We start from the raw sequence: 25,198 nt of genomic DNA on the forward strand, positions 1-25,198 counted from the left end.
GCGTTCCCGCGGTCAGGGCTGGTCGGCGTCGTTCGGGTATGGATCCCGGGCGGCGCCAGCCCTTTTAATGGCGTCAGCCCTTTTAACGGCGCTGTCGCCGTCAACGCCGTCGTCCATGGCAGGGCTGGTGCCTTGCGACTCGATGCGGAAGAACCGCAACCCCGGGGCGCTGCTGTCGAAGCGAAGCCGCAACTGACGCGCGCGGATGATCCAGATGATGCCGACGACGGCGGTGCTGGCGCCGGCGGCCGCTGCCACCCCGACCGCCCAGCGGGGTCCGGCAACGTTGGATACCCAGCCGACGAAGGGCGCCCCGATGGGCGTTCCGCCCATGAAAATGGCCATGTACAGCGCCATGACCCTGCCGCGCATGACGGGTTCGGTAGTGGACTGCACATAGCCGTTGGCGCTAGTGATCATGGTCAGGGCGAACAGGCCGCACGGAATCAGCGCCAAGCCAAACATGGTGTAGTTCGGCGCCATGGCGGCGAGTCCGCTCGCGATGCCGAACCCGCCGGACGCGGCGAAGATGAGCCGCATGCGTGGCCTCCCCCGGCGGGCGGCCAGCAACGCTCCCGCTACTGAGCCGATTGCCATGACCGAGTTGAGGAGCCCGAACGCACCTGCGTCCATGCCGAATTCTGTGCCAACCATCGCAGCGATAAAGAGGACGAAGTTCAGGCCGAACGTGCCCATGATGAAAATCGCGACGAGGACCACCATGATGTCCGGGCGGTTGCGCACATAGCGGAGGCCCTCGCGTATACGGCCCTTGCCCGCGGCTGCCCGGGGCTGGACGCGCAAGGAGGACAGGGGGATGGCGCGGATCGCGCCGAGCATCGCCACAAAGGTCAGCGTGTTGATCATGAACACCCAGCCCGGCCCCACGGCCACAGTCAACATGCCGGCCACGGCGGGACCGATCATGCGGGCAACGTTGAACGAGGCACTGTTCAGCGCCACGGCGTTGGAGAGGTAGTCGTCCTTGACGAGTTCCGAAACGAACGTCTGGCGAATGGGGGCGTCAAGTGCCGAGACCACTCCGAGCATCAGCGCGAACACGTAGACATGCCACAGCTGTGCAGCGCCGCTCAGCACGAGGATTCCCAACCCAGTGCTTAGGACCGCCATGGCCGATTGCGTCATGACCAGGAGCCTGCGTCGGCTGTAGCGGTCGGCAAGCAGTCCGGCCCATGGTGCCAGGAACAACTGCGGACCAAGTTGGAGCGCCAAGGTAATGCCCATGGCACCGGCGTCGTGGCTACTCAGATGAGCAAAGACCAGCCAGTCCTGGGCGGTTCGCTGCATCCAGGTGCCGATGTTGGAAACAAGGGCGCCAAGGAACCAAATGCGGTAGTTAAGGACACCCAGCGATTTGAAGGTGGACATCAGGTTCCACCTTCAAAGAGTTCATTCGCTGGGTCCGCCAAAGGCTAGTCGGCCTCGACTTCGTCGTCGGCTTCAGACTCGTCATCCTCTTCGGCGTCGTCCTCTTCATCAGGGGCGTCGTCGTAGTCGGAAGGCGCGCCGTCGTCGTCGGGGGCGTCCTCGTCAACGGAACCGTCCGCTGTCGAGGTGTCTTCCCCTGCCAGTTCGTCGGGGATCGCCTCGTCCTCTGGACGGACGCGCTTTGCCCACGGCACCCATTCAGGGGCGAGGATGGAGTCCTCGGACGGCAGCAGGCCAAGTTCGCTGACCGTGACCACTTTGGAGCGCGAGTTGCGGGTCACGACCGCGTACCACTGCCAGCCGCCGTAACCGGCCAGTCGCGATTCGAAAAGGTGCGTGACGACGCGTTCGCCTTCGGAGCGTGCGGCGATATGCGGTCCGATTTCATTCGGCTTGGCAATAGTCTCCACCGCATTGCGGGCGACGTCGACGGCGGCCGCCAGGAAAGCGTCCGGCTTGCCGACGCGCCACACGGGAATGCCGGTGCGAGGTTTCGCCGTGGTCGGCTTCCGCCCAGCAGCGGTATCAGCCGTTCCTGCAGTTGCGGGCGCGGCACCGGTACCGTTCTCTTCAGGACTGGCTTCAGCGGATTCCGATGTCATGGCTGCTTTAGGCTTCCAGCTCGTCGGCAACCTTGCGCAGTGCTGCCGCGATGGCCTTGCCTTTGGCGCCTTCAGGGTACTTACCGGCCGACAACGTCCCAGAAAGGTTGTCCAAGACGGACACAAGATCCTGGACCACGGGCGCGAGCTCGCGGGCGTTCATGCGCTTGGCCTTGGCAATGGACGGCAGCTTGTCCAACACGCGGAGGCCCAGTGCCTGGGCGCCACGGCGACCGTCGGCAACGCCGAACTCAACCCTGGTACCTGCTTTAAGATCCGTTACACCCTCGGGCAGGGCGGATTTGGGCAGAAATACTTCCTGGCCATCCTCTGCGGCGAGGAATCCGAAGCCTTTGTCCTTGTCATACCACTTGACCTTGCCGGTGGGCACGTAATCAACCTTCTTCGTTCTTGCTTGGAGACACAGCCGGCGCGTCACCGCATCCGCAGGATACTGCGGGAATAGGGGTAACTGCCTGGTCCGTGTTGGTCTATTGCTTCAAGGTTATCCTGCCCAGCCGCGGATTCGCGCTTTGAGACCACGCTCAGCAGGTCCCGTCGCCTTTTGTTCGTGTGCAGGCGGCAACGGCGCATGTTGCGCGGGACTGTTAGCGTTGCTTACATGATTCCCCACGGCTACCGCCGCCCGCTCGTGATCGTCGCCGCCGTCGTCGCCGTGTTGTCCTTGGCGGCCGTGGGCGCCGTCATGGCTACCGCTTTTGCCCGGGGCGTGGCGCCGATTTGGGTGACCTCCACCGCCCTCTATGGGCTGCCGCTGGCCTTCATTTTGATGGCCGCGCTGGTGGTGGACTCCGTCTGGGCACGGCGTCGCCAATGAGCCACCAGAAAGCCCGACGGCGGGCCCGGCTGGCGGTAACGTTGAACTGATGTCCCTTATTCGCGCGCTCAGCAAGGAACTGGAAGCGCGCAGCGATAATTCGCTGCGGGCGTTGTTTGCCGCGCGGCCGGACCTCATTTCCCCTGTCGCCCCGGACTTCGCTGCTCTTGCTGCGAGGGCGAGCGCACGGGTCAGTGTGCAACGGGCCCTCGAACGGCTCAACAAACCGGAAATGCAGGTACTGGAGACGCTCCATCTCTGCACCAACTCAGACACTGGGCACAGCGTCTCTGCGGCGGGTTTGAAAAAGTGCATCAACGGCTCCACACTTGCAGCGCTTGAGCCGATCTTGAACAAGCTCCAGGAACTGGCACTCATCCACAGGGCCGATCCGCCGGCCACGGTGCACAATCCTGGTCGCCAGCGCTTCTACTTGCCGGTGGGCAGCCTCAAGGACGTCATCGGCATCTACCCCGCCGGCCTGGGCCGTAGCTACACCGAGCTGGTACGGCTGCAGCCAGCCTTCGCCCAGCGCGTAGTGCAGCTCGTTGCCGAACTTCACAAGAGCGGCGCCGATGTCCTCGCTGCCACCACGCCGATGGACGCCGCGCTGGCCTTGCAGCGATGGACGTCGACTCCGGAGAGTCTGCAGCACATATTGTCTGAGGCCCCAGTACGCACCCGTCCCCTTTTGAACAAGTTTGGCAACTGGGCCATGGGTGCCGTTCCACAGGCCCAACGCAAGGCCTCCGTGCTCCACGAGGGCCGCGACGTCGGTCCCGTGGACTGGCTCTTGGCCCGCGGCTTGCTTGTACCCCTGGACGCCGGCCACGTTGAACTGCCCCACAGCGTCGGGTTGTCCCTGCGCGGCGGCGCGATCGTGGACCACTTCACTTTGAAGCCTCCCGCGCCGGAGTTGGGCCAGACAAGTGCCGCCTTGCGCCGGAATGCCGCCATGGGTGCCATAGCCGAAGCGCTCCGATTGGTCGGCGAACTCCTGTATGCGGTCCGGGAGCAGCCGGTGGTTACCCTGCGCAGCGGCGGGGTGGGCGTGCGCGAGCTCAAGCGCCTGGCCGATAGCCTCCGGTTGGGACTGTCCGAGACTGCGCTGATTCTTGAGCTCAGCGCCCTGTCCGGATTGCTGCGCCTCGATGTGGACAGTTCCACGTGGGTCCAGCCACCCACGGTGGAGTGGCTCACGCTCCCCCGTCAGGAACAGTGGCTCTGGCTGGTCAACGCCTGGCTGGCCAGCGAGCGCGCTCCGTCACTCGTCGGGCAGAGCCTCCCCGGTCCTGCCGCGACGGCATCGCGGACCGGTTTTGCCGGAACTTCCATCAACGCTTTGTCTGCCGAGGCCCAACGCCCTGACGCCCCGCTTGTCCGCAAGCGGATCTTGGAGATCCTCGAAGAGCTCACCCGCGAAGTCGAAGCACCGGACGGCAAGGCCCCCGTGCTCGACGCCGAGGCTGTCATGGAGCGCGCGGAATGGACCCAACCCCGGATGTCACGGCGGTTCAGTTCCCTCATCCGCGGCATATTGCACGAAGCGGAAATCCTGGGGCTGATGGGTTCCGGCGCCCTAACCCAGCTAGGCACCGCCATCGCCACCGAACAGCCGGATCTTGCCCTGCGCATCCTTGGCGAACACCTGCCCGCCGCGGTCAACCATGTCCTGCTCCAGGCAGACCTGACCGCCGTCGCCCCGGGGTACTTGGCACCTGAACTGAGCGAAAAACTGCTTCTGATAGCCGAGGCCGAAGGCCAAGGGCCGGCAACCATCTTCCGTTTCTCCGGAGATTCAATCCGGCGCGCGCTGGACGCCGGCCAAGATTCGGAGGCCATCCTCTCCTTTCTACGCACCCACTCCGCCACTGACGTCCCACAGCCGCTCCAGTACCTGATCAAGGACATCGCCTCGCGGCACGGTCGGCTACGCGTCGCCACCAGCGCCAGTTTCATCCAAAGCGACGACGAGGCCGCCATTGCCGATCTCCTTCACGAGCCCGGGACCGCGAGCCTGGGCCTCGTCCGGATCGCCCCCACGGTGCTGACCTCCGCGGTGAACCCACGGGAGACCGCGAGGGTGCTGCGCGAGCTGGGACTTTCGCCTGCGGTGCAGGAGGCCGAGCCCGCCGTCGTGCGTTACAAGAGGGCGACGGCAGTGGCCGGCGGCGCCCGCCCCGTTTACACGGCACCCCGCACCGCCCCGCCGGACGACGACGTCGACGCGCAGCTTGCGGTCCTGAGGCACCATCGAGGGTTCTCGGGTGACATGACCGGCGAGGCGGCAACGCAACTGGGGCTCGAAACACTCCAGAGGGCCATCCGGCTGAAGCAAGCGGTCACCATGAACGTGGTTGACGGCTTGGGGAATTCCAACACCGAGACCGTTGTTCCCGTATCGGTGTCCGGCGGGCGGGTCCGGGTATTCGACGCGGCCAGGGACACCGAAAGAGTCTTGTCCATCCACCGCATTATCGATGTGGAACCCGCGGGCGATCCGCGCAAGTGAGGAAGCAATAGTGAGCGACGGTCCGCTGATCGTACAGAGCGACAAAACCATCCTGCTGGAAGTCGACCACGAGCTCGCCACCGAGGCACGGCATGCGATTGCGGCGTTCGCCGAGCTGGAGCGCGCCCCCGAACACGTCCATAGCTACCGGCTCACTCCTTTGGGTTTGTGGAATGCCCGCGCCGCGGGGCTCGACGCCGAAAAGGTCCTGGACACGCTCCTGCGCTACTCCCGCTTCCCGGTGCCGCACTCGTTGCTGATAGACATCGAAGAGACGATGTCGCGTTACGGTCGGTTGCGGCTGGAAAAGGACCCGCAGCACGGATTGGTCATGCGGACCACCGACTACCCCGTGCTTGAGGAAGTCATCCGTGCGAAGAAGATCGCACCACTGCTGGGGCCGAGGATCGACGGCGAAACGGTGGTGGTGCATTCCTCCCAGCGCGGGCAGCTCAAGCAGCTTCTACTGAAGCTCGGATGGCCGGCCGAGGATCTCGCGGGCTATGTGGACGGCACTCCGCACTTGATCGCCCTGAACGAGGACGGCTGGCACCTGCGGCCCTACCAAAAGCTTGCCACGGAGAACTTCTGGGCGGGCGGCAGCGGCGTCGTCGTCCTGCCTTGCGGTGCGGGGAAGACGCTAGTGGGCGCGGCCGCCATGGCCACCAGCTCCACCACCACCCTGATCCTGGTGACCAACACCGTCGCGGCCCGGCAATGGAAGGACGAACTCCTCAAGCGGACGTCCTTGACCGAGCAGGAAATCGGCGAGTATTCGGGCGCGGTCAAAGAAGTCCGGCCCGTCACGATCGCCACCTACCAGGTCCTGACCACCAAGCGCGGGGGCCTTTACCCGCACCTGGAACTCGTGGACGGGCACGACTGGGGGCTCATCATTTACGACGAGGTCCACCTTTTGCCGGCGCCGATCTTCCGGATGACCGCGGACCTGCAAGCCCGGCGACGGCTCGGACTGACGGCGACCTTGGTACGGGAGGACGGGCGGGAGGGCGAGGTTTTCAGCCTGATCGGCCCCAAGCGCTACGACGCACCGTGGAAGGACATCGAGGCCCAGGGTTACATAGCGCCCGCAGACTGCGTGGAAGTCCGGGTGGACCTGCCCAGGGACGAACGGGTGGCCTACGCGATGGCGGAGGACGCGGACAAGTACCGATTGTGCGCGACGTCGGAGACAAAGACCCAGCTAGTGGAGCAGTTGGTGGCGCAGCACCAAGGCGAGCAGCTGCTGGTGATCGGCCAGTACATCGATCAGTTGGATGAGATCGGCGAGCGCTTGGACGCTCCCGTGATCAAAGGCGATACAACCGTCAAGGTGCGGCAGAAGCTGTTCGACGCCTTCCGTGCCGGTGAAATCAAAACCCTGGTGGTGTCCAAGGTGGCCAACTTCTCGATTGACCTACCGGAGGCCTCCGTGGCGATCCAGGTATCGGGATCCTTCGGTTCCCGCCAAGAAGAGGCACAGCGGTTGGGCCGATTGCTACGACCCAAGCAGGACGGCCGTGCGGCGCGCTTCTACTCATTGGTGGCCAGGGACACTCTCGACCAGGACTTTGCGGCCAAACGGCAGCGCTTCCTCGCCGAGCAGGGCTACGCGTACCGGATCATGGACGCCAAAGATGTACCCACCGGGTAGTGGCTGGTCAACTCAGGGCTAGGCAACCAGTTGTTGTGCGCGCTCCTGGTGCCGCGCTGGTTGCAGCGCGACGACGTCGACGACGGCCCAAGACTCCTCGTCGTTGAGCTGCGCATCGGCGAAGCGTTCGGCAGCAGCCCGATCGCCGAACGCCTCGTGCTCGATGCGTCCAGAGAGCGTGTCCAGGTAGCTGACATGGAACTCGACGTTTTGAATTTCAACGCGTGATTCTTGTTTGTTCTCCATGGCTCAAGTGTGAAACGGGGCTCCGACAATTTAGGCCTGTGCCAGCGGCGTGTTGGGTTTTGGCCTGTTTGTCAGGCCCTGCGCAGCACTGTTACGCCCTGCGCAGCACTGTCAGGCAGAGCGCAGCACTTCGGCGGCCGTGCTGCGGACCGCCTCACTCACCGCGTCTAGTATCCGTGACGGTGTCCGCCACCGTTGCCAGTACAAGGGAATGTCCAACGGGCGCTCGGGCGCGAGTTCCAGCAGGCGTCCATCTTCTATGTCCTTTTTGCACTGCGCCTCTGGCAATAGTCCCCATCCGAGACCCAAACGAATAGCCTCGGCGAACTCCTGGGTGGACGGAACGTAGTGGCGCGGCCCGGCCGTTTCCAACCCACGCGCCGCGCCGCCCATAAGCTCCAGGAATCGGTGCTGGTACTCATCCTTACGATCAAAGTCCACGGCGGGAGCTGCGCGCAGGGTGGCGATGTCCACGCCGTCGGGAAGCCAACGTGCCCTGAATTCCGGAGTGGTGACGGCGCGGTATCGCATGCTTCCCAAGGGCTCCACACGGCAGCCCTGTACAGGCTCGGGGGTCGCCGTCACGGCAGCCATCACGGTGCCGGCGCGCAGCATGGACGTGGAATATTGCTCGTCGTCCCGGTGGAGGTCGAAGACGGCGTTCAACTCCGCAGGGACCCTGGTGAGGGCCTTGAGGAACCAGACAGCCAGGGAATCCGCGTTGACCACGATAGGCACCGAGACCATCGGCGACTCGCCTGGCAGACCCAGCTCAAGTTCGGCGTCGGCCTCCAGCTGGGCGAGTTGCCGCGCGAGCCTGAGCACCACTTGTCCTGACTCCGTTGCCTGGACTGGATTGCTGCGCTGCAGCAATACTCTGCCGGATGCTTGTTCCAGTGCCTTGAGGCGTTGGGAGACCGCCGACGGCGTGATGTTCAGTAGCCGGGCGGCGGCGTCGAGCGTGCCTTCGGTAAGCACCGCGGCAAAAGTGTGCAGCTGTTCAGAGGAGAATCTAGCCATAAGATAATCTTACGATGCCTAAGAATGTTTAGTTGGACTAATGATCCTGGCGAAACCTAACCTCGAAGGATGAACTCGCCTGACATCCTCCATGCTGCCGGACTTGGCCTCGGTACCGGCCTGGCCCTCATCGTCGCCATCGGCGCGCAAAACGCCTTCGTCCTCCGGCAAGGAATCCGTGGCGAGCACGTCGGACCAATCGTCGCGGTGTGCGCCATCTCGGACGCCTTGCTCATCGCAGCGGGGGTACTCGGCACAGGTGCCCTCATCACAGCGGCGCCGGCCGCCGTCGTCGTACTCCGCTACGTTGGTGCCGCATTCTTGGTGACGTACGGGGTGATGGCGGCGAGGCGGATCCTCAAGCCGCAAGCGCTCGTGTCCGCGGACCCGGGGTCCCCGGGCGCCGGACGCGGCGGACTGGCGCCAGCGTTGGCCACTGTTCTGGCACTCACCTGGCTCAACCCCCACGTGTATCTGGATACCGTGCTGCTCCTGGGATCTGTGGCGAACGCGCAGGCGGATGGGCTCCAGTGGTGGTTCGGCGCCGGAGCGATGCTAGGCAGCATTCTGTGGTTCTGTTCGCTCGGATTCGGCGCGAAATTGCTCCGCGGATTCTTTGCTCGCCCGGCTTCCTGGCGAATCCTCGACTGCGGGATTGCCGTCACAATGGTGGGCCTCGGCGTCGGGCTGGCTTTGGGCAGCTAGCTCGCCGTTGCCCCGCAGACAGCAACAGGCACCCCGGCAATTCTCACAACAAGCATCCAGTCAACTCCCAGAAACTGGGAGCATCATGAATGCTATGAAAAAGAACGGCCCCGAAGCCAAGCTCCTCGTCGTCGACGACGAACCCAACATCCGTGAGCTGCTGTCCACCTCGCTGCGTTTTGCCGGTTTTGAGGTCGTTGCGGCGTCGAACGGGCGCGAAGCCCTCGCTGCCGCCGATCTCCACTCCCCGGACCTCGCGGTACTGGACGTCATGCTCCCCGACATGGACGGGTTCACCGTCACCCGTCGCCTTCGTGCCGCGGGAAAGCACTTCCCTGTCCTGTTCCTGACCGCCAAGGACGATACCGAAGACAAGGTCATGGGCCTGACCGTGGGCGGCGACGACTACGTCACCAAGCCATTCAGCCTGGATGAAGTTGTGGCGCGGATCCGCGCCGTACTGCGCCGCACGCAGCCCATGGAAGACGACGACGCCGTCATCCGCGTGGATGACCTTGAACTCGACGACGACGCCCACGAGGTCCGCCGCGGCGGCACCATCATCGAGCTGTCACCCACCGAGTTCAAGCTGCTCCGCTACCTCATGCTGAACCCCAACCGAGTGCTGTCCAAGGCGCAAATCCTGGACCACGTCTGGGAATACGACTTCAACGGAGACGCCTCGATCGTGGAGTCATACATTTCCTACCTCCGACGCAAAGTGGACATTGACCCGGACGCAGCTGCCCTGATCCAGACCAAGCGTGGCGTGGGCTACGTATTGCGGACGGCCGAGAAGCGCTGACTTTGTTTAACCGTTGGAAGTCGGCCTCCCTCAGGTCGCAGCTGGTTGCCATCATCATGGGACTGCTGCTCCTTGCCTTGGCCGCCACGGGCGCCGGGACGCTGACGCTCGTCAAGAGCTACCTCCAAGGGCAAGTGGACGACAAACTCAAGACCGCCGTCCAGATCGCCCAGCAGCAGCAATCTTTTGCCAACCTGTCCGAGCCCAATCCGGCCGTGCCCACGGACTATTCCCTGACGCTATACGTCCAGGGCCAGCCGCCCTATCCGTTCGGCGGCAGCAAGACCGATCGGCCGAGCATCGCCAACATCAGCCCCGTTGAAGCGAAGGACCGCAACTACGCGCCCTTCCAGGTGGGTGGCACCGCCGGCGGCAATTGGCGTGTAGTAGCGGTCAACGTCGTGGACAACCGGACCGGGCAAAACGCAGTGGTGATTGTGGGGCTGCCGCTGTCCCCCGTGGACAAGGTCATGGAACACGCCACCCTCGTGGTGGTCGGCGTCGGGCTCCTGACCTTGGTGCTCGCGTTCTTCATAGCCACGTGGACCGTTGCACGCTCCTTCCGGCCCCTTGCCCGCGTGGAAAAGACGGCCGCTGCTATAGCGGCCGGTGATCTCTCGCGCCGCGTGGAAATCGAGAATCCGGTCACTGAGGTCGGCCGCCTGGGCGGCTCCCTCAACGCCATGCTCGCCCACATCGAATCGTCCTTTGCCGCGCGGGCGGCTTCGGAAGCCCGAATGCGACGATTCGCAGCCGACGCCTCCCACGAGCTGCGTACTCCCCTGGTTACCATCCGCGGGTTCTCCGAGCTCTATCGCCACGGGGCCCTCGCTACGCCGGAAGACGTTGGCACCGCCATGGGCAGGATCGAAAGCGAAGCCAAGCGCATGGGATCCATGGTGGAAGACCTGCTCCTGCTTGCCCGCCTGGACGAACAAAGGCCCCTGCAGCTCAAACCTGTGGACCTGCAGCTGCTGGCGAACGACGCCGTCGTGGACTCCCTCGCGACGTCCGGCGAACGGAAGATTTCACTGACAGGGCTCGACGGCGGTGCGGCCGCCCCTGCCCCGGTCCAGGGCGACGAGGCCAAGCTTCGGCAGGTCCTTGGAAACCTGGTGGGGAACGCACTGCGTTATACCCCCGAAGGAACGCCTATTGAGCTCGCCGTCGGGGTTCGGAACACTCCGTCGGGGATGTTCTCTGTTCTCGAGGTACGGGACCACGGCAGCGGCATTCCGGCCGAGGAGCTGCCCAGGATTTTCGAACGCTTCTACAGGGCGGATACCTCGCGCACGCGGGAGACCGGCGGCAGCGGCCTTGGGCTTGCCATTGTGGCCGCTATCGTGGGCTCCCATGGCGGCACGGTAAGGGTCGAAGAGACCGACGGCGGCGGGGCCACTTTGGTTGTCAGCCTCCCTTTCCAGGACGAGGTGTCCGAGGTGCCTGAAGACGCGGGCGTTGCTGAGGCGGAAGTCTCCGACTAGCGCCGGGCGGGTTGGCGGAGCATTCAGGGTTGGGGCGTTCTGAGCCAGCTGGCATTCAGGGCTGGAGAGGTAAGTTGTCCACATAGGCCGGTTCGGCTCTGGCCGGGCCGTTCGGCGGTTTCTAGGCTCGATTCGTGGACCACACGCCAGCCGCACCTGCGGACACCTTTAGTTGAAAGGCAACGCCCCATGGGCATCATTTCCGTCGATACCGAACTGCTCCAGCTCAAATCCGCCAACGTCAAGGCCACCGTTGATCGCATCAGTGCAGACGTCCAGGCGATGAAATTCGGCCTGGACGAGCTTCAGGCCACGTGGAAGGGATCTGCGGCCAACAATTTCCAGGCCCTCGTCTCCGAGTGGACGTTGACCCAGAACAAGGTCGAGGCCTCGCTGGCATCTATCAATCTGGCGCTGTCCTCCGCCGCGGCAACTTATCTGGAGGCCGAACAAGGCAACACCCAGCGGTTCAGCTACTAGGCGCTCTGGCGGTGTCCGGTGGGGCGGTAATTGCACTTCCCCACCGGATTCCGGACTGGCAACCAGCGCCCGGCCGTGTTGCTTCTCCAGCGCTACTTCTCGGGCGTCGACTGGTGGAACCGCAAGCGCCACCGGCCGTCGTCAAGCACCCAGATCGAACTCCGCAGTGCCGAGCCGGTTCGTCCATAGCTCCGGTAGCTGAGCAATATGGCGTTGCTTGAGATACGGTCCGCGGAAATGACCTCTACCTCGGGGGGCTCGCCTGGGTTGTCTTCCAACGCCATCATGAGTTCGTCGCGGGACCAGATGCGACCGGAACTGCCAATCTCGGTGAAATCCGGGTGAAGCAGCATTCCCGTACGCCCAAGATCTCCTCTGACGTCAGGCCTCAGGAGCTCCCTCTCAAGAAGGACAACGGTGTCTTCGTCTGAGCGCCCGCCACTCTGGCCAAGGGGGGCAATCTCTTCAAACTCTGCGAACAGAGTGGGCTCGGTGATTGTCTCTGGCTCTGCGAATGTGTCCTGCCCGGTACCCCTCACCGACTCATGGGAAAGATCCTGATCGCCGAAAAGTGTGAGGTCTTCGTCCTGGGCGTCAGTGCCGTCGAAAAGCGACGGTGGTTCCACAGCTACGGCGCGGCCTGAAGGCCCCGTAGGGCGGGTAGAGCGATTGAGGGGCACGGATTGTCCGGGTTCGTCGGCTCCCGGATAACCCGGGCCGCTGGGAGCGGCTGTGCCCTGCTGGTACGCGCTGGCAACGGCACGGGCGCGATCGTCGGCGGCCTCGTTGAGATCGTGGCCTGCATGGCCCTTGACCCATTCGAACGTGTATTTGCGGCCGACAATGGCCTGGTCGATGTCTTTGAGCAGATCGACATTCAAGACGGGCTTTCCGTCCGCCTTACGCCATCCCTTGCGCTTCCAGCCTGGCATCCACTTGGTGATGCAGTTGATGACGTACTGGCTGTCGCAGAGGATCTTCAGCTCTTCGTGGGGAACATGTGCCGTGGAACGGAAGAGGTCCAGCACAGCCATGAGTTCGCCCTGGTTGTTGGTTCCGTGCGGCCACCCGCCGGCTCGCCAACAAGAGTCGTTCACGTACCAGGCCCAACCAGCGGGCCCGGGATTGCCGAGGGCAGAACCATCGGCGGCAGCAATAATCGTCATGGTTTCCATCCTGCCAGACCACCCCGACACTCCCCGCCTTCCAGAAGACCCCCAGACCCCCAGACCTCCAGCCCCCGAAGGCCGAGTCCCCCTCCCCGAACGACGCTCCTTCACTTATAGGCCCAAAAATTCAAACCCTCCTGCAGCTCGTGCGCCCAATTCCCAAACCCTCCTGCAGCTCGTGCGCCCAATTCCCAAACCCTCCTGCAGCAGAAGCGAGCGAGCGTCCGAAGAAAACCCGACAAAAGCGAGCGAGGGTCCGAAGAAAACCCGACAAAAGCGAGCGAGGGTCGGAAGAAAACCCGACGTAAGCGAGCGAGGGTCGGAAGAAACCCGACGTAAGTGAGCGAGGGTCGGTTAAACGGCGACGGCGGCCCCCACCTGAGGTGGGAACCGCCGTCGCGCGTGTGGCTGGTGAGCTAGCGCGGGGGCTTAGAAGCCGCCCATGCCGCCCATGTCGTCGCCGCCGCCCATGGCCGGAGAGTTCTTCTCCGGCTTGTCGGCAACAACGGCCTCGGTGGTCAGGAACAGACCAGCGATGGACGCAGCGTTCTGGAGGGCCGAGCGGGTGACCTTTACGGGGTCGTTGACGCCGGCAGCCAGCAGGTCCTCGTAGATGCCGGTTGCGGCGTTCAGGCCGTGGCCCGACGGCAGGCTGCGGACCTTGTCGAGAACAACGCCCGGCTCCATGCCAGCGTTGAAGGCGATCTGCTTGAGCGGAGCGTCGATGGCAACGCGGACGATGTTGGCGCCGGTTGCTTCGTCGCCTTCGAGCTGCAGGTTGGCGAATGCCTTGGCACCAGCCTGGATGAGGGCAACGCCACCACCGGCGACGATGCCTTCTTCAACGGCAGCCTTCGCGTTGCGGACAGCGTCCTCAATGCGGTGCTTGCGTTCCTTGAGCTCAACTTCGGTTGCGGCACCGGCCTTGATGACCGCAACGCCGCCGGCCAGCTTGGCCAGGCGCTCCTGCAGCTTCTCGCGGTCGTAGTCGGAGTCGGAGTTCTCGATCTCGGCACGGATCTGTGCAACACGACCGGCGATGGCGTCGGCGTCGCCGGCACCTTCGACGATGGTGGTCTCGTCCTTGGTGACAACAACCTTGCGGGCGTTGCCGAGCAGTTCGAGGGTTGCGTTCTCGAGGCTCAGACCGACCTCGGAGGAGATGACCTGGCCGCCGGTAAGGATGGCGATGTCGGCAAGCTGAGCCTTGCGGCGGTCACCGAAGCCCGGAGCCTTGACGGCAACGGACTTGAAGGTGCCACGGATCTTGTTGACGATCAGGGTGGCCAGGGCCTCGCCCTCGATGTCTTCGGCGATGATTAGCAGCGGCTTGTTGGACTGCATGACCTTCTCCAGGACCGCAACGAGTTCCTTCACGTTGGAGATCTTGGAGTTGACGATCAGGATGTACGGGTCTTCGAGGACCGTTTCCTGGCGCTCTGCGTCGGTGACGAAGTAAGCGGAGATGTAACCCTTGTCGAAGCGCATGCCCTCGGTGAGCTCAAGCTCCAGGCCGAAGGTGTTGGACTCCTCGACCGTGATGACGCCTTCCTTGCCAACCTTGTCCAGGGCTTCGGCAATGAGGTTACCGATTTCGGAGTCGCCGGCGGAGATGGAAGCCGTGGCTGCGATCTCTTCCTTGGTCTCGATTTCCTTGGCGGAAGCAAGCAGCTCGCGGATGACGGCTTCAACAGCCTTCTCGATGCCGCGCTTGAGGGACAGCGGGTCGGCGCCGGCAGCTACGTTGCGCAGGCCTTCCTTGACCAGTGCCTGGGCCAGAACGGTGGCGGTGGTGGTGCCGTCGCCAGCGACGTCATCCGTCTTCTTGGCAACTTCCTTGACCAGCTCGGCGCCGATCTTCTCGAACGGGTCGTCCAGTTCGATCTCCTTGGCGATGGAAACACCATCGTTGGTGATCGTGGGGGCGCCCCACTTCTTTTCGAGGACGACGTTGCGTCCACGCGGGCCGAGGGTGACCTTGACGGCGTCGGCGAGGATGTTAAGACCCCGCTCGAGACCGCGGCGTGCCTCTTCATCAAATGCAATGATCTTGGCCATAACGGCGGTAGTCCTTTCGGGACAGTCGTTAAGAAGGTGCCTTCACTGCGGTGCCCGCGACGGACGATCCTTCACATTCGGCCTCTGTACGCCGCGTGGTCCGGATCTCACCCCAGCAAGGTGTTCTTTGTTCTCCCAGGCACCGCCACTACTTCCAGCGACCGGAGCCACACGAAGAATTAGCAGTCAATGCTTGAGAGTGCTAATCAATAATTAGCACTCACCCGAGGAGAGTGCAAGCAGAAGTGCCGGAAAATACTCGCCACGCCGGGGGAATTCGCTGTCGGCACAGCCCATCACCGCGTCCGCGAAGCGGTCTCTTTGCCGCTCACACGCGCCGTGTTGTCGGCGCCATACGTGAAGACCATGTAGTTGGACGAGGTAACGTCCCCGTTGGCGTCGAACCCGATGGTGCCGGACTCGCCGTCGTAATCCGGGAGCTTCGCTCCCTTCAGCACCTCGACGCAATCCTTGTATGAAGCACAGGGTGTGCGCTCTTTCGACGCCGCATCACCCGACGTCGGACGCACCCCGCCGGATACGGTGGTGAGCCAAGCGGCGATCGAGGCCCCGGCGTCGTCGTTCGCTGCAGCGGCGGCAATCGCCCCTAGGGTGACGGCGTCGTACGTTTCGGCTGCGTACGTTGTGTCCTTGAGATTGGGGGCGATCCCCGTCAGCCCGGCTTGGAACTCCACACTCGGGAAGACCCCGGGGAGAATTCCACGCGCGCCGTCAAGCCCGCCGGCACCGAGGGTGGTTCCGTATTGGCGGATGGCGCCATCGCTCAAGAGCAGCTTCTTGCCTTTCAGCCCCGCGTTCAGAAGCTCGGCCAGGGCGCCCTGGGCACCGTCACGGGCAACCACGACGACGGCGTCCGGCGTCCCGGACTTGATGCTCGCCGCAGCCGGAGCTGCTTTGCCGGCCGCGAATTCCACGTTGGACACGGCATCCATTCCGAGGCCGCGGGCAGCGTCCATGACTGCTCCGGAGACACGAGTCCCGTAGTCCCCGGCTTCGTGCAGGACGGAAAGCCTTTTGGCGCCGGCGTCGTGGGCCAGCTTCGCCAGGACACTTCCTTGCGCGGTATCGGCGGCCGAGGTGCGGAAGTAGAAGCCGCCGCTCTTGTAGCTACTGAGTCCGGAGGCGGTGTTGGCCGGCGAGATGAGCGGAACCCGGGCGGCTGAGAGAACGTCGATAGCGGCGGCAGCATGGCTGGAATCCGTTGGCCCCACCACGACGTCGGCGTGAGCTCCAAGCAATGCCTTGGCTTGCGCCGCAGTGTCAGCAGTGAAGGCCGCCGCATTGCTGCCGTCACTGGCCGCCGACGCCGGGAGTAACTCAACAGGGTGGCCTTTGTATCCGCCGGCGTCGTTGATCTGTTTGACGGCCAGCTTGGCCGCTGCCAGCTCTGAATCATTGAGGAATGCGGAACCACCGCTGTTGTCCAGAATCACCCCAACGCGCAGGACGCCGTCGCCGCTGGGCGTAACAGCGTCAAGCCTGGCGTTGCCTAGGGTGGCGGAGCATCCGGCCAGTGCTAGCGCCAAAGCAGCACCGCCTGCCAGAAGGGAAACTACCCGGGACCGGCGCCCACCAAAGGGCCGGGACAGCCTTGTTGCCGCAACACCCACTAGATAAGACGCACGCTTTCTGCCTGCGGGCCCTTTTGGCCCTCGCCCAGTTCGAACTCGACCCGTTGTCCTTCTTCGAGCGCACGGAATCCATCCATCTGGATAGCGGACCAGTGCACAAAGACGTCGTCACCGGACTCATCCACGGTGATGAATCCGTAGCCCTTTTCGGCATTGAACCATTTGACGGTTCCCAAAGCCATGATCCCCACACTTTCAACTAGCGGTGGCCGGCTTCCGGGATCTCCGGGCCAGCTCACAACTACTGTAACCACAGTCACGTTGCAGTACCGCAACCTTAGGTGCGGGTGGCCGCAATGTTATTGAGGCGTAACCGAGTTCTACTTGTATCCCGGCCCCAGAATGACAACCACTGGCTGCTGGAATTCGGCACTGTCCACGAGGTTTGCGATGCCCAACAGCTTGCCGAGGGCTTCAGCGTTACCCTTCTGGGCCGGGCCCTTGTAGAAGACCGACGACGTCTGCTGCGGTATGCCGCCCCAGTTTGCCACCGTGGACAGCGGCCAGCCCCCGCCTTGCACGACGCCGGCCACGCGGGCAGCCAGGCCACCGGTGGTGGTGCCGTTGTAGACCGCGACGGTCGCGGTCTTGTCCAGCGGCGTCGTGGCGGGCGTCGGCGTGCTGGAAGGGGTGTCACCCGGTTGGCTGGACGGCTGCGCCGGGCTGCTCGCAGAATTGCTTACAGACGGGGCGGAGGCCGCGGCACTTTGCTTGGAGGCGTTCGCAGTCACGGCAGCTTGCGGCGTCGTCGCGGACGTGAATCCAAGCTTCGGAAGGATAAGGAACGCAACGAGGCCCACAGCCAGCGCAATGCCACCCAGGAGGAGCACGGGCCATAGTGCGGGGCGGGAAGCGGTGGCGACGAGCCGGTGGACACCCTGCCGCGATGAGCTCTGCGGGACGCGGTCGAATTCATCCCGGGCAAATTTGGTCATGGTGAAGCCTTGTCCTTGCTGCTTGCTTGCTGGGGGATCAGCGTGTGCTTTACGCGTCAGAACCAAGGCGGCGCGCCGTGCGGGCCCTCTGACGTGACATACGTAGTCTACGCAATCTCTTGACGAGCATAGGATCGTGCGTCAATGCTTCCTCGGTGTCAATGAGTGCATTGAGGAGCTGGTAGTAGTGGGTGGCCGAGAGATCGAAGAGTTCCCTGACGGCCTGTTCCTTGGCCCCGGCGTATTTCCACCATTGCCTCTCCAAAGCGAGCATCTGCTGTTCGCGCTCGCCCAGCGGCGAGTCGCCTCGGATTCCGGCGGACAGGTCTTCGAGCACCAATCCAGTTGCTTCGGACGCCATGGATTCCCGTGCGGGTTCTGCCACGACACACTCCTTCGACGCATTGACTGAAAATTGTCCCCCTATGGTAACGGGCGAATAACATCGATGTCATTCGCCCCGCCGCCTCCAGTGGAGTCGCTTTCCGCAGAGCCTGGATACAGGGACAATGGCTGGATGGCAGGCGAAGAAGCGTTATTTGAGCTTGAATCCGAAGATCACTCCGCCGAATTCGCGGCACTCCCGGGAAAGGCCTTGGAGGACCTGATGGCTCCGGACTGGGCCGATGCGCTTTCCGGCGTCGAGGACGAATTGCGCTCAGTGCTGGCCTTCGTGGCGGGCGAAGCCGCCCGCGGAACCCAAGTGCTGCCCGCGGCGTCGAACATCCTTCGCGCCTTCCGGCAGCCGCTTGCCGACGTCAAAGTGCTGCTCCTGGGCCAGGACCCCTACCCGACGCCGGGACACGCCGTCGGGCTCTCTTTCGCGGTTTCCGGGCAGACCCGGCCCATTCCCCGCAGCCTTTCAAACATCTACCGGGAAATGGAGTCAGATCTCGGCCTGCCGCCTCGGGTGCACGGCGATCTCTCGGCCTGGACAAGCCAAGGGGTTCTCCTGCTGAACAGGGTCCTGAGCGTCGCCGCGGGTGCGGCCGGCTCGCACCGGGGCAGAGGCTGGGAGGCGATTACGACGGCGGCAGTCACCGCCGTCGCCGCGCGCCGCACCGTTGCCGGGCAGCAGAGTCCGCTCGTCGCGATCCTGTGGGGCAAGGACGCCGAGGGCGTTCAGCCCCTGCTTGGCGGCGCCCCCGTGATCACCTCCGCGCACCCCAGCCCGCTGTCCGCGTCGCGGGGCTTCTTCGGCTCACGCCCGTTCAGCCGGGCCAACGCCCTGCTCAGTTCGCAGGGCGCAGATCCCGTCATTTGGGAACTTCCACCGTTGCCCTAGCTTAGGCTTGCCTACATGACATCTTTGCCCGCGACGTCGTCTGCGTCCCGCAATACCCGCCCCCAGGTGAACCTGACAGTGCTGCGCACGGAGCAGCTTTCGCCCCACATGGTGCGCGTCATTGCAGGTGGACCCGGATTTGCCGGTTACGCGAACAACGACTTCGTGGACCGGTATGTGAAGATCGTGTTCCCGCAACCTGGCGTCGACTACCAGCTGCCGCTGGATCTCTGGGCCATCCGCGAGACCATGCCGCGGGAGCAATGGCCGTTCACCCGCACTTACACCATCCGCTGGGTGGACGAAGCTGCCCGGGAACTTGCAATCGACTTTGTGGTCCACGGCGACGAGGGCCTTGCGGGCCCATGGGCCCTGGCTGCCCAGCCCGGCGACGCGCTGGTCTTCACAGGGCCGGGCGGCGCCTACAACCCAGCGCCCGACGCCGACTGGTACCTATTCGCAGGCGACGACGCCGCGCTCCCGGCGATTGCCGCGTCGATCGAATCCCTGCCGGCCAACGCCAAGGGTCTTGCTTTCCTTGAGGTCGACAGCGACGCTGACATCCTTGATATCGCTGCGCCCGATGGCGTGGAGCTGCGCTGGCTGTTTCGCTCCGGACTCCCGGCAGGATCAAGCTCAATCCTGCTCGATGCCTTGGGTGAGGCAGAGTGGTTGCCCGGCCGGGTGGATGTGTTTGCCCATGGTGAACGCGGCTACATGAAGGGCCTCCGGGACATCTTCTTCAAGCAGCGCGGGCTGGAGCGCTCCCAGGTATCGCTCTCCGGATACTGGGCCCAGGGCCGCGTCGAGGACGATTTCCAGGCGGAAAAGAAACTCCCGATCGGGCAAATCTAGAGCCCTCGCGCTTTGCGGGCGCTGGCGACCCCCGCGGCCTAGCGCCTGCGCACGCGGCGACGCTCGTTGCTGGCCAGTCCCTTGGTCAACGGGCGCGCCAGATTGTCGCCCAGGACAATTCCCGCAGCCACACCAAGCACGATTGCGCCCGCGTTGAGCATGCCACCCGAGCCCAGCAAGACGTCCGCTTCCTGAACCGTCAACACATACATGGACCGGAATATCTTCAGGCCGGGCAACAGGATGAGGGCCGCAGGGACGGCCACCACCAATTGCGGTGCACCGAGTTTGAGCGCCACCATGCGCGCCAACAAGCCGATGATCACGGCGGAAATCGCAGGCGAGAGCCGGTCTCCGATGCCGAGGTTGGATGCCCCCCACAAGACGAAGTAACCCACCAAACCTACTGCCGCCGTCGGGAGCAGTAGTTTGAGCAGGGTCTGTTCGGTGATGCCGATGGCAATCACGGCCACGGCGATCAGGATCGCCTGTCCCCACAATGGATACGCCTCGGGGAATGTTTGGGTGACGTCGATCGCGACGCTGCCCGTGAGATCGCCAACAACCACCGCGACGGCGATCCCGGCGACGATCGCGCCGAAGGTCAGGATGGTGGACAGGAAACGTCCGGCCGCCGTGACCGGGAATCCGTTGATGGCGTCTTGCACCGAGGAGACGAGCCTACCCGTGGGCAACAGCAACAGGATGCCGCCCGCCACGACGATGGATGGCGGAATGTCTGCCCCTGCCCAGCGGACCATGAACGCGATAAACGTAACCAGGAAGGAGCACGCAGCCGTCACGAAGAAGTCCGGCGTACGCCATTTGCCCAATTGCCGGGCCACCAGGTTGATGAGCATGTTGGAAACGAAGGCCAGGGAGGACGCGCCCAGTCCCCCTCCCAGTACGCCGACGAAAACAGCGGAGAAGACACCGAACGCCATAGTGACGATCCACCGCGGATAGGGCTTGCTGCTCCGGATGATGTCATCCAACCGGCGAACGGCTTCTGCCCTGCCCACGCCGCCAGCCACGATGTCCGTGACGAGCTGGTGCACCTGGGCCAAACCCGCATAGTTGTTGGTCCAAGAGCGGACTACCCGGAGCAAGGTGAGCGGAGTCTGGTCCTTGGGCGCATAGTTGATCTGGACCGACTGGTTGGTGATGTCGACTTCGATGTTCTTCAAACCGAGTGAAGCCGTGACCGCGATGATGCTGGTCTCGACTTCCAGGGCACCGGCTCCATAACGAAACATGGATTCGGCCATGTGCAGCGCGAAATCGATGGTCTTGCGGGCCGAAGCATCTACGCCGCCCACTTGGATGGTGGGGTTGGCGTAGGGGCTGCCCGCCAGGCGGTCCACGATGCTCATGGGGGCGGTGGGAGGATTCTCGCCCTGGACGAGCCTGCGAAGCATGCGTTTGGCGTTGACATTCTGGCGCACCTGCGATGGCTTCAGCGGCTGCGTCTTGGGCAAGCCGTCCGTGTTGGGCCTGTTGTCGGGGCGGTCAGTCACGCGGGTATTCCTCCAAAGGGCGGGGCTCCTCCAAATATTGGGCGTTCCACAAGCGATTGACCGGGCAGCGCTGCGATTCTAGTAGAACTGCTGGCCCGTCCGGCGGGTGTAGATCTGCCGGGCGATGCGTTCTCCGGCAGCGGTCCAAAGCTTGTATTTCAGCGGGCTGATGACTTGGTCATAGCAGCCTACGAAGTCGGTGACGGTCTTGCTGAAACTGGTCTTGAACAGGCCGAGTCCGTGGAACGGGTGCGAGGTGTCCTTGAGCCGGTCCGCGGGCGGAGTGCCACAGAAATCGTACTCGGTGCAGCCCAGCTCCTTGACCTGGTTGATGGCCGTCCACTGGACCAAATGCGAGTCACCGTACTGTGCGCGCTTCTGCAGCGAACCGCCATCCTTATACGTGCCTTTCCGGCCATAGTTGATGACGAAGGCCCCAACGGAGGGGACACCGTTTTCGAAGACAAACAGGAGCCTGCCCTGGCCACGCTCGATGAAGTTGGTCCAGAACTGGCGATAGTACCCGAATTCACGGACCCGAACTTGGGACTTCGCCTCGACCGTGTTGGTCATCAACGCATACATGGAGCGGAAGTTCTCTTCCGTGGGTTCCATGGTGTGCACTTCAACGCCCTCGCGGATGGCCCGGCGAACGGCGTTGCGGCCGCGGGAATGCAGGTTGCGCAGCAGCTGGTTTTCCTCGGGAGAGATGTCCAGCAGGGCCGTGGAGTCGTTCGGCTGCAGGTTGGGGGTCTTGACCGCCCCGGTGGCCTCAATCGCCTCCCGCGCGTCGTCACTGAGGACGATGTCCGGCTCGATTTTCACGGCAAAAACCCCGAGCTTGTCCCGCTTCACGAATTCCCGGTTGGCCTTGATGATCCCGGGAATGTCCTCAACGCCGGCAACGTCAGGGCCCTTGATGAGGTACCAAAGCTTTCCGAGCAGTGGAAACGACTTCTCCAAGACCAGGTTGTAGCTGCTGTACTCCTCGGTCTCGTACACGAGATGCAAGGGCTTCCAGCCGAAGTGCTGCTTCACGTCTGCAAATGCCTCGGATTGGAGGAGGTTACCGCCGTTGGGATTGGCCGTGACGTGTTTGTCCCAGTGTTCGATTTCCTCGGCGGTGGCAAAGCGTGCGGTAAATTCTCGCAAGGGGGCCGTGTCCAATCAGTTGCGTACTTGAGGCAGCAGGCGCCGGTGTGCGGCGCAGGCGTTCAGGCTCAAGTCTATCGGCCCCCAGGACGAGCTACAGCCTGATCTGTTCCAGGGCTTCCAGGTGGGCCCAGTCCCGTGGCGGGGCCCACCAACGCCTGAACCGCTTAGTTAGAGGCGACGGCGGCGGTTTGCCGACGCTGCCCCGGGCCAAGTTCCACGGGCTCGGCGCCAGGCAGTTCGAGGACGGCAGTCGTGCCGGTCGGGACAACCGTCTCGACCTCAAGCTCCCCGCTTTCGCCGAGGCGCCACGCTATGGAAGCCGTCCCGTAGGGGGTCTCGTGGACCGCCGAGGCGTGCGTGAGCCCACCGCCCGGGCGCGGGCGGAAGAGGATCCGGCGATAGCCCGGCTCGAGCGGGGCAATGCCGGCGACCACGCGGTGCATCCAGTCGGCGACCGCTCCGAGCGCGTAGTGGTTGAACGACGTCATCTCGCCCGGGTTCACGGTCCCATCCGGAAGCATGGAGTCCCAGCGTTCCCAGATAGTCGTGCCGCCCTGCTCCACTTGGTACAGCCAGGACGGGCAGTCCTTCTCGAGCAGGAGTCCGTAGGCCGTGTCGAGCTCGCCAGCGATCGTGAGTGCGTCGGAGACCACCGGGGTCCCGGCGAAGCCGGTGCCAACCCGGTGCCCGTTGCCCCGGACGAGCTCGGCGAGCCGATGGCCCGCGGCGTCTGCCGCATCGTCCGGCAGGAGTCCGAAAACGAGCGCGAGGGCGTACGCGGTCTGCGCGTCGCTCGCCATGACGCCGTCGGCATGGACATACTCGTTCGCGAAGGCTGCCGCCACCTCTGCAGCGAGGGCTGTGTAGCGACGCTGGTCATCGTCCTTGCCGAGCACCGCGGCCGCCTTGGCGAGGTGCTCAGCGGACCGCGCGAAGTAGGCCGTGGCGACGAGGTAAGGATCTGTCATCGCCCGCATCGGATCCTCCGGCGGAGCGTTGGGGTCGAGCCAGTCGCCAAGCTGCAGGCCGCTGTCCCAGAGTCGGTCGGGTCCGGCGAGGCGCTCGACGAGATCCACCCAGGCCTTCGCGCTCTTGTACTGCTCGGCGAGAATGCCGGCGTCGCCGAAGCGCTCGTAGAGGACCCACGGCGTAAGAACCGCGACGTCGCCCCACACCGCGCCCGGCTGGACCGGCGTCCAGTGGTCGCCGCCGGGGATCACAGGGACGTACCAGGGAACGGTGCCGTCCGCGGCCTGCTCCGCCGAGACGTCCTTGAGCCACGATGTGAGCATGCCGGAGCAGTCGTAGAGGAACGTCGCGGTCGGGGCGAAGACCTGGATGTCCCCGGTCCAGCCGAGCCGTTCGTCGCGCTGGGGGCAGTCGGTGGGGATGTCCACGAAGTTACCGCGCATGCTCCAGAGCACGTTCTCATGGAGCCTGTTAACGTCCGGATCGGAGCACTCGAACCAGCCCGTGCGCTCCATGTCTGTGTGGTAGACGCGCGCCACGATGCCCTCGAACGGGTCGCCACCGGTCCAGCCGTCCACCTCCACGTAGCGGAAGCCGTGGATCGTGAAGCGCGGCTCCCAGGTCTCCGGGCCGCCACCAGCGAGGGTGTAGCGGTCCGTCGAAGCCGCACCGCGCAGGGGCCGCGTGTACAGCTCGCCGTCCTGGAGCACCTCGGCGTGGCGGAGGGTTACAGTGTGGCCGGCGGCGCCGTCGACCGTGATCCGCAGGCGCCCCACGAGGTTCTGACCGAAGTCCAGCAGAAGCTTTCCCGACGGCGAGATCAAGGCGGAGACGGGGCGGACCTCCTGCGTGCAGCGCACGGGCGGCCCGTCCGGCGCGACGAGAGTGCGCGGATCGCGCCCGACGGCGATCACGGGCTCCCAGCCCCCGTCGTCGAATCCGGGGCTGCTCCACCCCGCGGGGAGTTCCCGAGCGTCGTACTCTTCGCCCTCATAGAGGCCTGTGAAGCGGATCGGGCCGAACGCGGCCTTCCACTCCGTGTCCGTGCCCACCACGGTGACGGAGCCGTCGTCGTGCGTCACGTGCAGTTGCGCGAGCAGGGCGACCTTGTCGCCGTACAGGTTTCGGTGTCCCCCGTGGAAGCCGAGCCGTCCGCGATACCAACCGTCGGCCAGCCACGCACCGATCGCGTTCTCACCCTCGGCCAAGTGCTCTGTGACGTCGTACGTGTAGTAGCGCAGACGCTGGCCGTAAACCGTCCAGCCAGGCGAGAGCGCGTCATTGCCGACCCGGCGGCCGTTGACCTCAACCTCGTACAAGCCGTGCGCGGTCACGTGGAGCCGGGCGGAGGCGACGGGCCGCGGGAGAACGAACCCGCTGCGGAGGAGCGGCGGGCGGCGGTCAGAATCCGGGTCCTCGTCCCATGAGGGCGCGACGGCGGCAGCGGACCAGTCGGCGGGCGCCAGAAGGCCCGCCTCGACGACGGCCGGCTCGCTCCATGCGCTCGCCTCACTGTCGTCTTGGCTGCCGCCCTTGCCCCAGACGCGGACGCGGACCTCAGCCCGCTCGCCCGAGCCGAGCGGCGCCGTCGGCCATGAAACAAGCACGGACTCGGAGGACGGTGTCTTCTCTCCGAGCCACTCCTCGCTGCCACGGACAACCTCGACTTGATAGGCCGACTGGGTCCAAGCTGCTGCGGCGGCAGTCTTCCAGGAAAGGCGGGGCGAGGCCGTACCGATGCCGAGGGCGCCGGGCAAGTGCTCGAAAGTGACAGGCTCCACGATTGCAGTCATGGGTCTCCTTGAATA

Annotated in this window: 23 protein-coding genes; 9 read left to right on the forward strand and 14 right to left on the reverse strand. The window is 64.4% G+C overall.

The window, feature by feature from the left end; translation table 11 throughout:
- Positions 1–12 precede the first annotated feature (12 nt).
- Genes AC3ANQ_RS18230 through AC3ANQ_RS18240 form a run of 3 tightly spaced genes read right to left on the reverse strand, consistent with a single transcriptional unit; the run spans position 13 to position 2,442 of the window.
- Positions 13–1,389 carry an MFS transporter gene (locus AC3ANQ_RS18230; protein ID WP_488302331.1) on the reverse strand — a complete coding sequence of 459 codons (1,377 nt, stop codon included), beginning with the start codon at positions 1,387–1,389 and terminating at the stop codon, positions 13–15.
- 44 nt (positions 1,390–1,433) lie between these two features.
- Entirely contained in the window at positions 1,434–2,051 is a 618-nt protein-coding gene (locus tag AC3ANQ_RS18235) for a DUF3027 domain-containing protein (protein ID WP_488302332.1), read from the reverse strand.
- A 7-nt stretch (positions 2,052–2,058) separates the two neighbouring features.
- The gene (locus tag AC3ANQ_RS18240) at positions 2,059–2,442 is read right to left on the reverse strand and encodes a cold-shock protein (protein WP_028266166.1); all 384 of its coding nucleotides are present in this window, start codon (positions 2,440–2,442) and stop codon (positions 2,059–2,061) included.
- Positions 2,443–2,673: 231 nt separating this feature from the next.
- On the opposite strand from AC3ANQ_RS18240, the gene AC3ANQ_RS18245 reads away from it, so the two are divergent.
- Genes AC3ANQ_RS18245 through AC3ANQ_RS18255 form a run of 3 tightly spaced genes read left to right on the forward strand, consistent with a single transcriptional unit; the run spans position 2,674 to position 7,055 of the window.
- The gene (locus AC3ANQ_RS18245) at positions 2,674–2,889 is read left to right on the forward strand and encodes a hypothetical protein (RefSeq protein WP_268024823.1); all 216 of its coding nucleotides are present in this window, start codon (positions 2,674–2,676) and stop codon (positions 2,887–2,889) included.
- 49 nt (positions 2,890–2,938) lie between these two features.
- Positions 2,939–5,401, forward strand: coding sequence for a helicase-associated domain-containing protein (locus AC3ANQ_RS18250; protein ID WP_488302333.1), 2,463 nt, complete (start codon positions 2,939–2,941; stop codon positions 5,399–5,401).
- A 10-nt stretch (positions 5,402–5,411) separates the two neighbouring features.
- A complete protein-coding gene (locus AC3ANQ_RS18255; protein ID WP_268024827.1) occupies positions 5,412–7,055 on the forward strand; it encodes a DNA repair helicase XPB in 1,644 nt (547 codons plus the stop codon).
- A gap of 18 nt (positions 7,056–7,073) precedes the next feature.
- Here AC3ANQ_RS18255 and AC3ANQ_RS18260 read toward each other — a convergent pair whose 3' ends face one another.
- Positions 7,074–7,301 (reverse strand): hypothetical protein, encoded by a 228-nt coding sequence (locus AC3ANQ_RS18260; protein WP_488302334.1) that lies wholly within the window; start codon positions 7,299–7,301, stop codon positions 7,074–7,076.
- 111 nt (positions 7,302–7,412) lie between these two features.
- Complete coding sequence (locus AC3ANQ_RS18265; RefSeq protein WP_488302335.1) at positions 7,413–8,321, reverse strand: LysR family transcriptional regulator ArgP; 909 nt, start codon at positions 8,319–8,321, stop codon at positions 7,413–7,415.
- 69 nt (positions 8,322–8,390) lie between these two features.
- Here AC3ANQ_RS18265 and AC3ANQ_RS18270 point away from each other — a divergent pair, with 69 nt between their 5' ends.
- From AC3ANQ_RS18270 to AC3ANQ_RS18285, 4 genes are all read left to right on the forward strand, one after another.
- Positions 8,391–9,026, forward strand: coding sequence for a LysE/ArgO family amino acid transporter (locus AC3ANQ_RS18270; RefSeq protein ID WP_488302336.1), 636 nt, complete (start codon positions 8,391–8,393; stop codon positions 9,024–9,026).
- A 94-nt stretch (positions 9,027–9,120) separates the two neighbouring features.
- Complete coding sequence (locus tag AC3ANQ_RS18275; RefSeq protein ID WP_265981946.1) at positions 9,121–9,831, forward strand: response regulator transcription factor; 711 nt, start codon at positions 9,121–9,123, stop codon at positions 9,829–9,831.
- 2 nt (positions 9,832–9,833) lie between these two features.
- Positions 9,834–11,315 (forward strand): sensor histidine kinase, encoded by a 1,482-nt coding sequence (locus tag AC3ANQ_RS18280; protein ID WP_488302337.1) that lies wholly within the window; start codon positions 9,834–9,836, stop codon positions 11,313–11,315.
- 189 nt (positions 11,316–11,504) lie between these two features.
- Entirely contained in the window at positions 11,505–11,795 is a 291-nt protein-coding gene (locus AC3ANQ_RS18285; protein WP_488302338.1) for a WXG100 family type VII secretion target, read from the forward strand.
- A 92-nt stretch (positions 11,796–11,887) separates the two neighbouring features.
- On the opposite strand, the gene AC3ANQ_RS18290 is transcribed toward AC3ANQ_RS18285, so the two are convergent.
- From AC3ANQ_RS18290 to AC3ANQ_RS18315, 6 genes are all read right to left on the reverse strand, one after another.
- Positions 11,888–12,961: an RNase H family protein gene (locus AC3ANQ_RS18290; RefSeq protein WP_488302339.1), complete on the reverse strand. Its 1,074-nt coding sequence runs from the start codon at positions 12,959–12,961 to the stop codon at positions 11,888–11,890.
- A gap of 432 nt (positions 12,962–13,393) precedes the next feature.
- Positions 13,394–15,022: a chaperonin GroEL gene (groL, locus tag AC3ANQ_RS18295; RefSeq protein ID WP_488302340.1), complete on the reverse strand. Its 1,629-nt coding sequence runs from the start codon at positions 15,020–15,022 to the stop codon at positions 13,394–13,396.
- Between the two features lie 296 nt (positions 15,023–15,318).
- Positions 15,319–16,569, reverse strand: a complete 1,251-nt coding sequence (locus AC3ANQ_RS18300) for an ABC transporter substrate-binding protein (RefSeq protein ID WP_488302341.1) — start codon at positions 16,567–16,569, stop codon at positions 15,319–15,321.
- A gap of 83 nt (positions 16,570–16,652) precedes the next feature.
- Positions 16,653–16,856 carry a cold-shock protein gene (locus AC3ANQ_RS18305; protein ID WP_488302342.1) on the reverse strand — a complete coding sequence of 68 codons (204 nt, stop codon included), beginning with the start codon at positions 16,854–16,856 and terminating at the stop codon, positions 16,653–16,655.
- A gap of 138 nt (positions 16,857–16,994) precedes the next feature.
- A complete protein-coding gene (locus AC3ANQ_RS18310; RefSeq protein WP_488302343.1) occupies positions 16,995–17,609 on the reverse strand; it encodes a LytR C-terminal domain-containing protein in 615 nt (204 codons plus the stop codon).
- Positions 17,610–17,658: 49 nt separating this feature from the next.
- Positions 17,659–17,994: a DUF3263 domain-containing protein gene (locus tag AC3ANQ_RS18315; protein ID WP_488302344.1), complete on the reverse strand. Its 336-nt coding sequence runs from the start codon at positions 17,992–17,994 to the stop codon at positions 17,659–17,661.
- Between the two features lie 132 nt (positions 17,995–18,126).
- Here AC3ANQ_RS18315 and AC3ANQ_RS18320 point away from each other — a divergent pair, with 132 nt between their 5' ends.
- Both AC3ANQ_RS18320 and AC3ANQ_RS18325 read left to right on the forward strand, forming a co-directional pair.
- On the forward strand, positions 18,127–18,894 hold the full coding sequence (locus tag AC3ANQ_RS18320; protein WP_488302345.1) for a uracil-DNA glycosylase: 768 nt from the start codon (positions 18,127–18,129) through the stop codon (positions 18,892–18,894).
- Positions 18,895–18,909: 15 nt separating this feature from the next.
- Positions 18,910–19,749, forward strand: coding sequence for a siderophore-interacting protein (locus AC3ANQ_RS18325; protein WP_488302346.1), 840 nt, complete (start codon positions 18,910–18,912; stop codon positions 19,747–19,749).
- Positions 19,750–19,787: 38 nt separating this feature from the next.
- On the opposite strand, the gene AC3ANQ_RS18330 is transcribed toward AC3ANQ_RS18325, so the two are convergent.
- The 3 genes from AC3ANQ_RS18330 to AC3ANQ_RS18340 all read right to left on the reverse strand — a co-directional run bounded on the left by AC3ANQ_RS18330 (position 19,788) and on the right by AC3ANQ_RS18340 (position 25,183).
- Positions 19,788–21,266, reverse strand: a complete 1,479-nt coding sequence (locus AC3ANQ_RS18330; RefSeq protein WP_488302347.1) for a threonine/serine exporter family protein — start codon at positions 21,264–21,266, stop codon at positions 19,788–19,790.
- 78 nt (positions 21,267–21,344) lie between these two features.
- Positions 21,345–22,418 carry a lipid II:glycine glycyltransferase FemX gene (locus AC3ANQ_RS18335; protein ID WP_488302348.1) on the reverse strand — a complete coding sequence of 358 codons (1,074 nt, stop codon included), beginning with the start codon at positions 22,416–22,418 and terminating at the stop codon, positions 21,345–21,347.
- Positions 22,419–22,585: 167 nt separating this feature from the next.
- Positions 22,586–25,183, reverse strand: a complete 2,598-nt coding sequence (locus tag AC3ANQ_RS18340) for a family 78 glycoside hydrolase catalytic domain (protein ID WP_488302349.1) — start codon at positions 25,181–25,183, stop codon at positions 22,586–22,588.
- Positions 25,184–25,198: the final 15 nt, after the last annotated feature.

Source organism: Arthrobacter sp. DMZ02-1R (assembly GCF_057747935.1).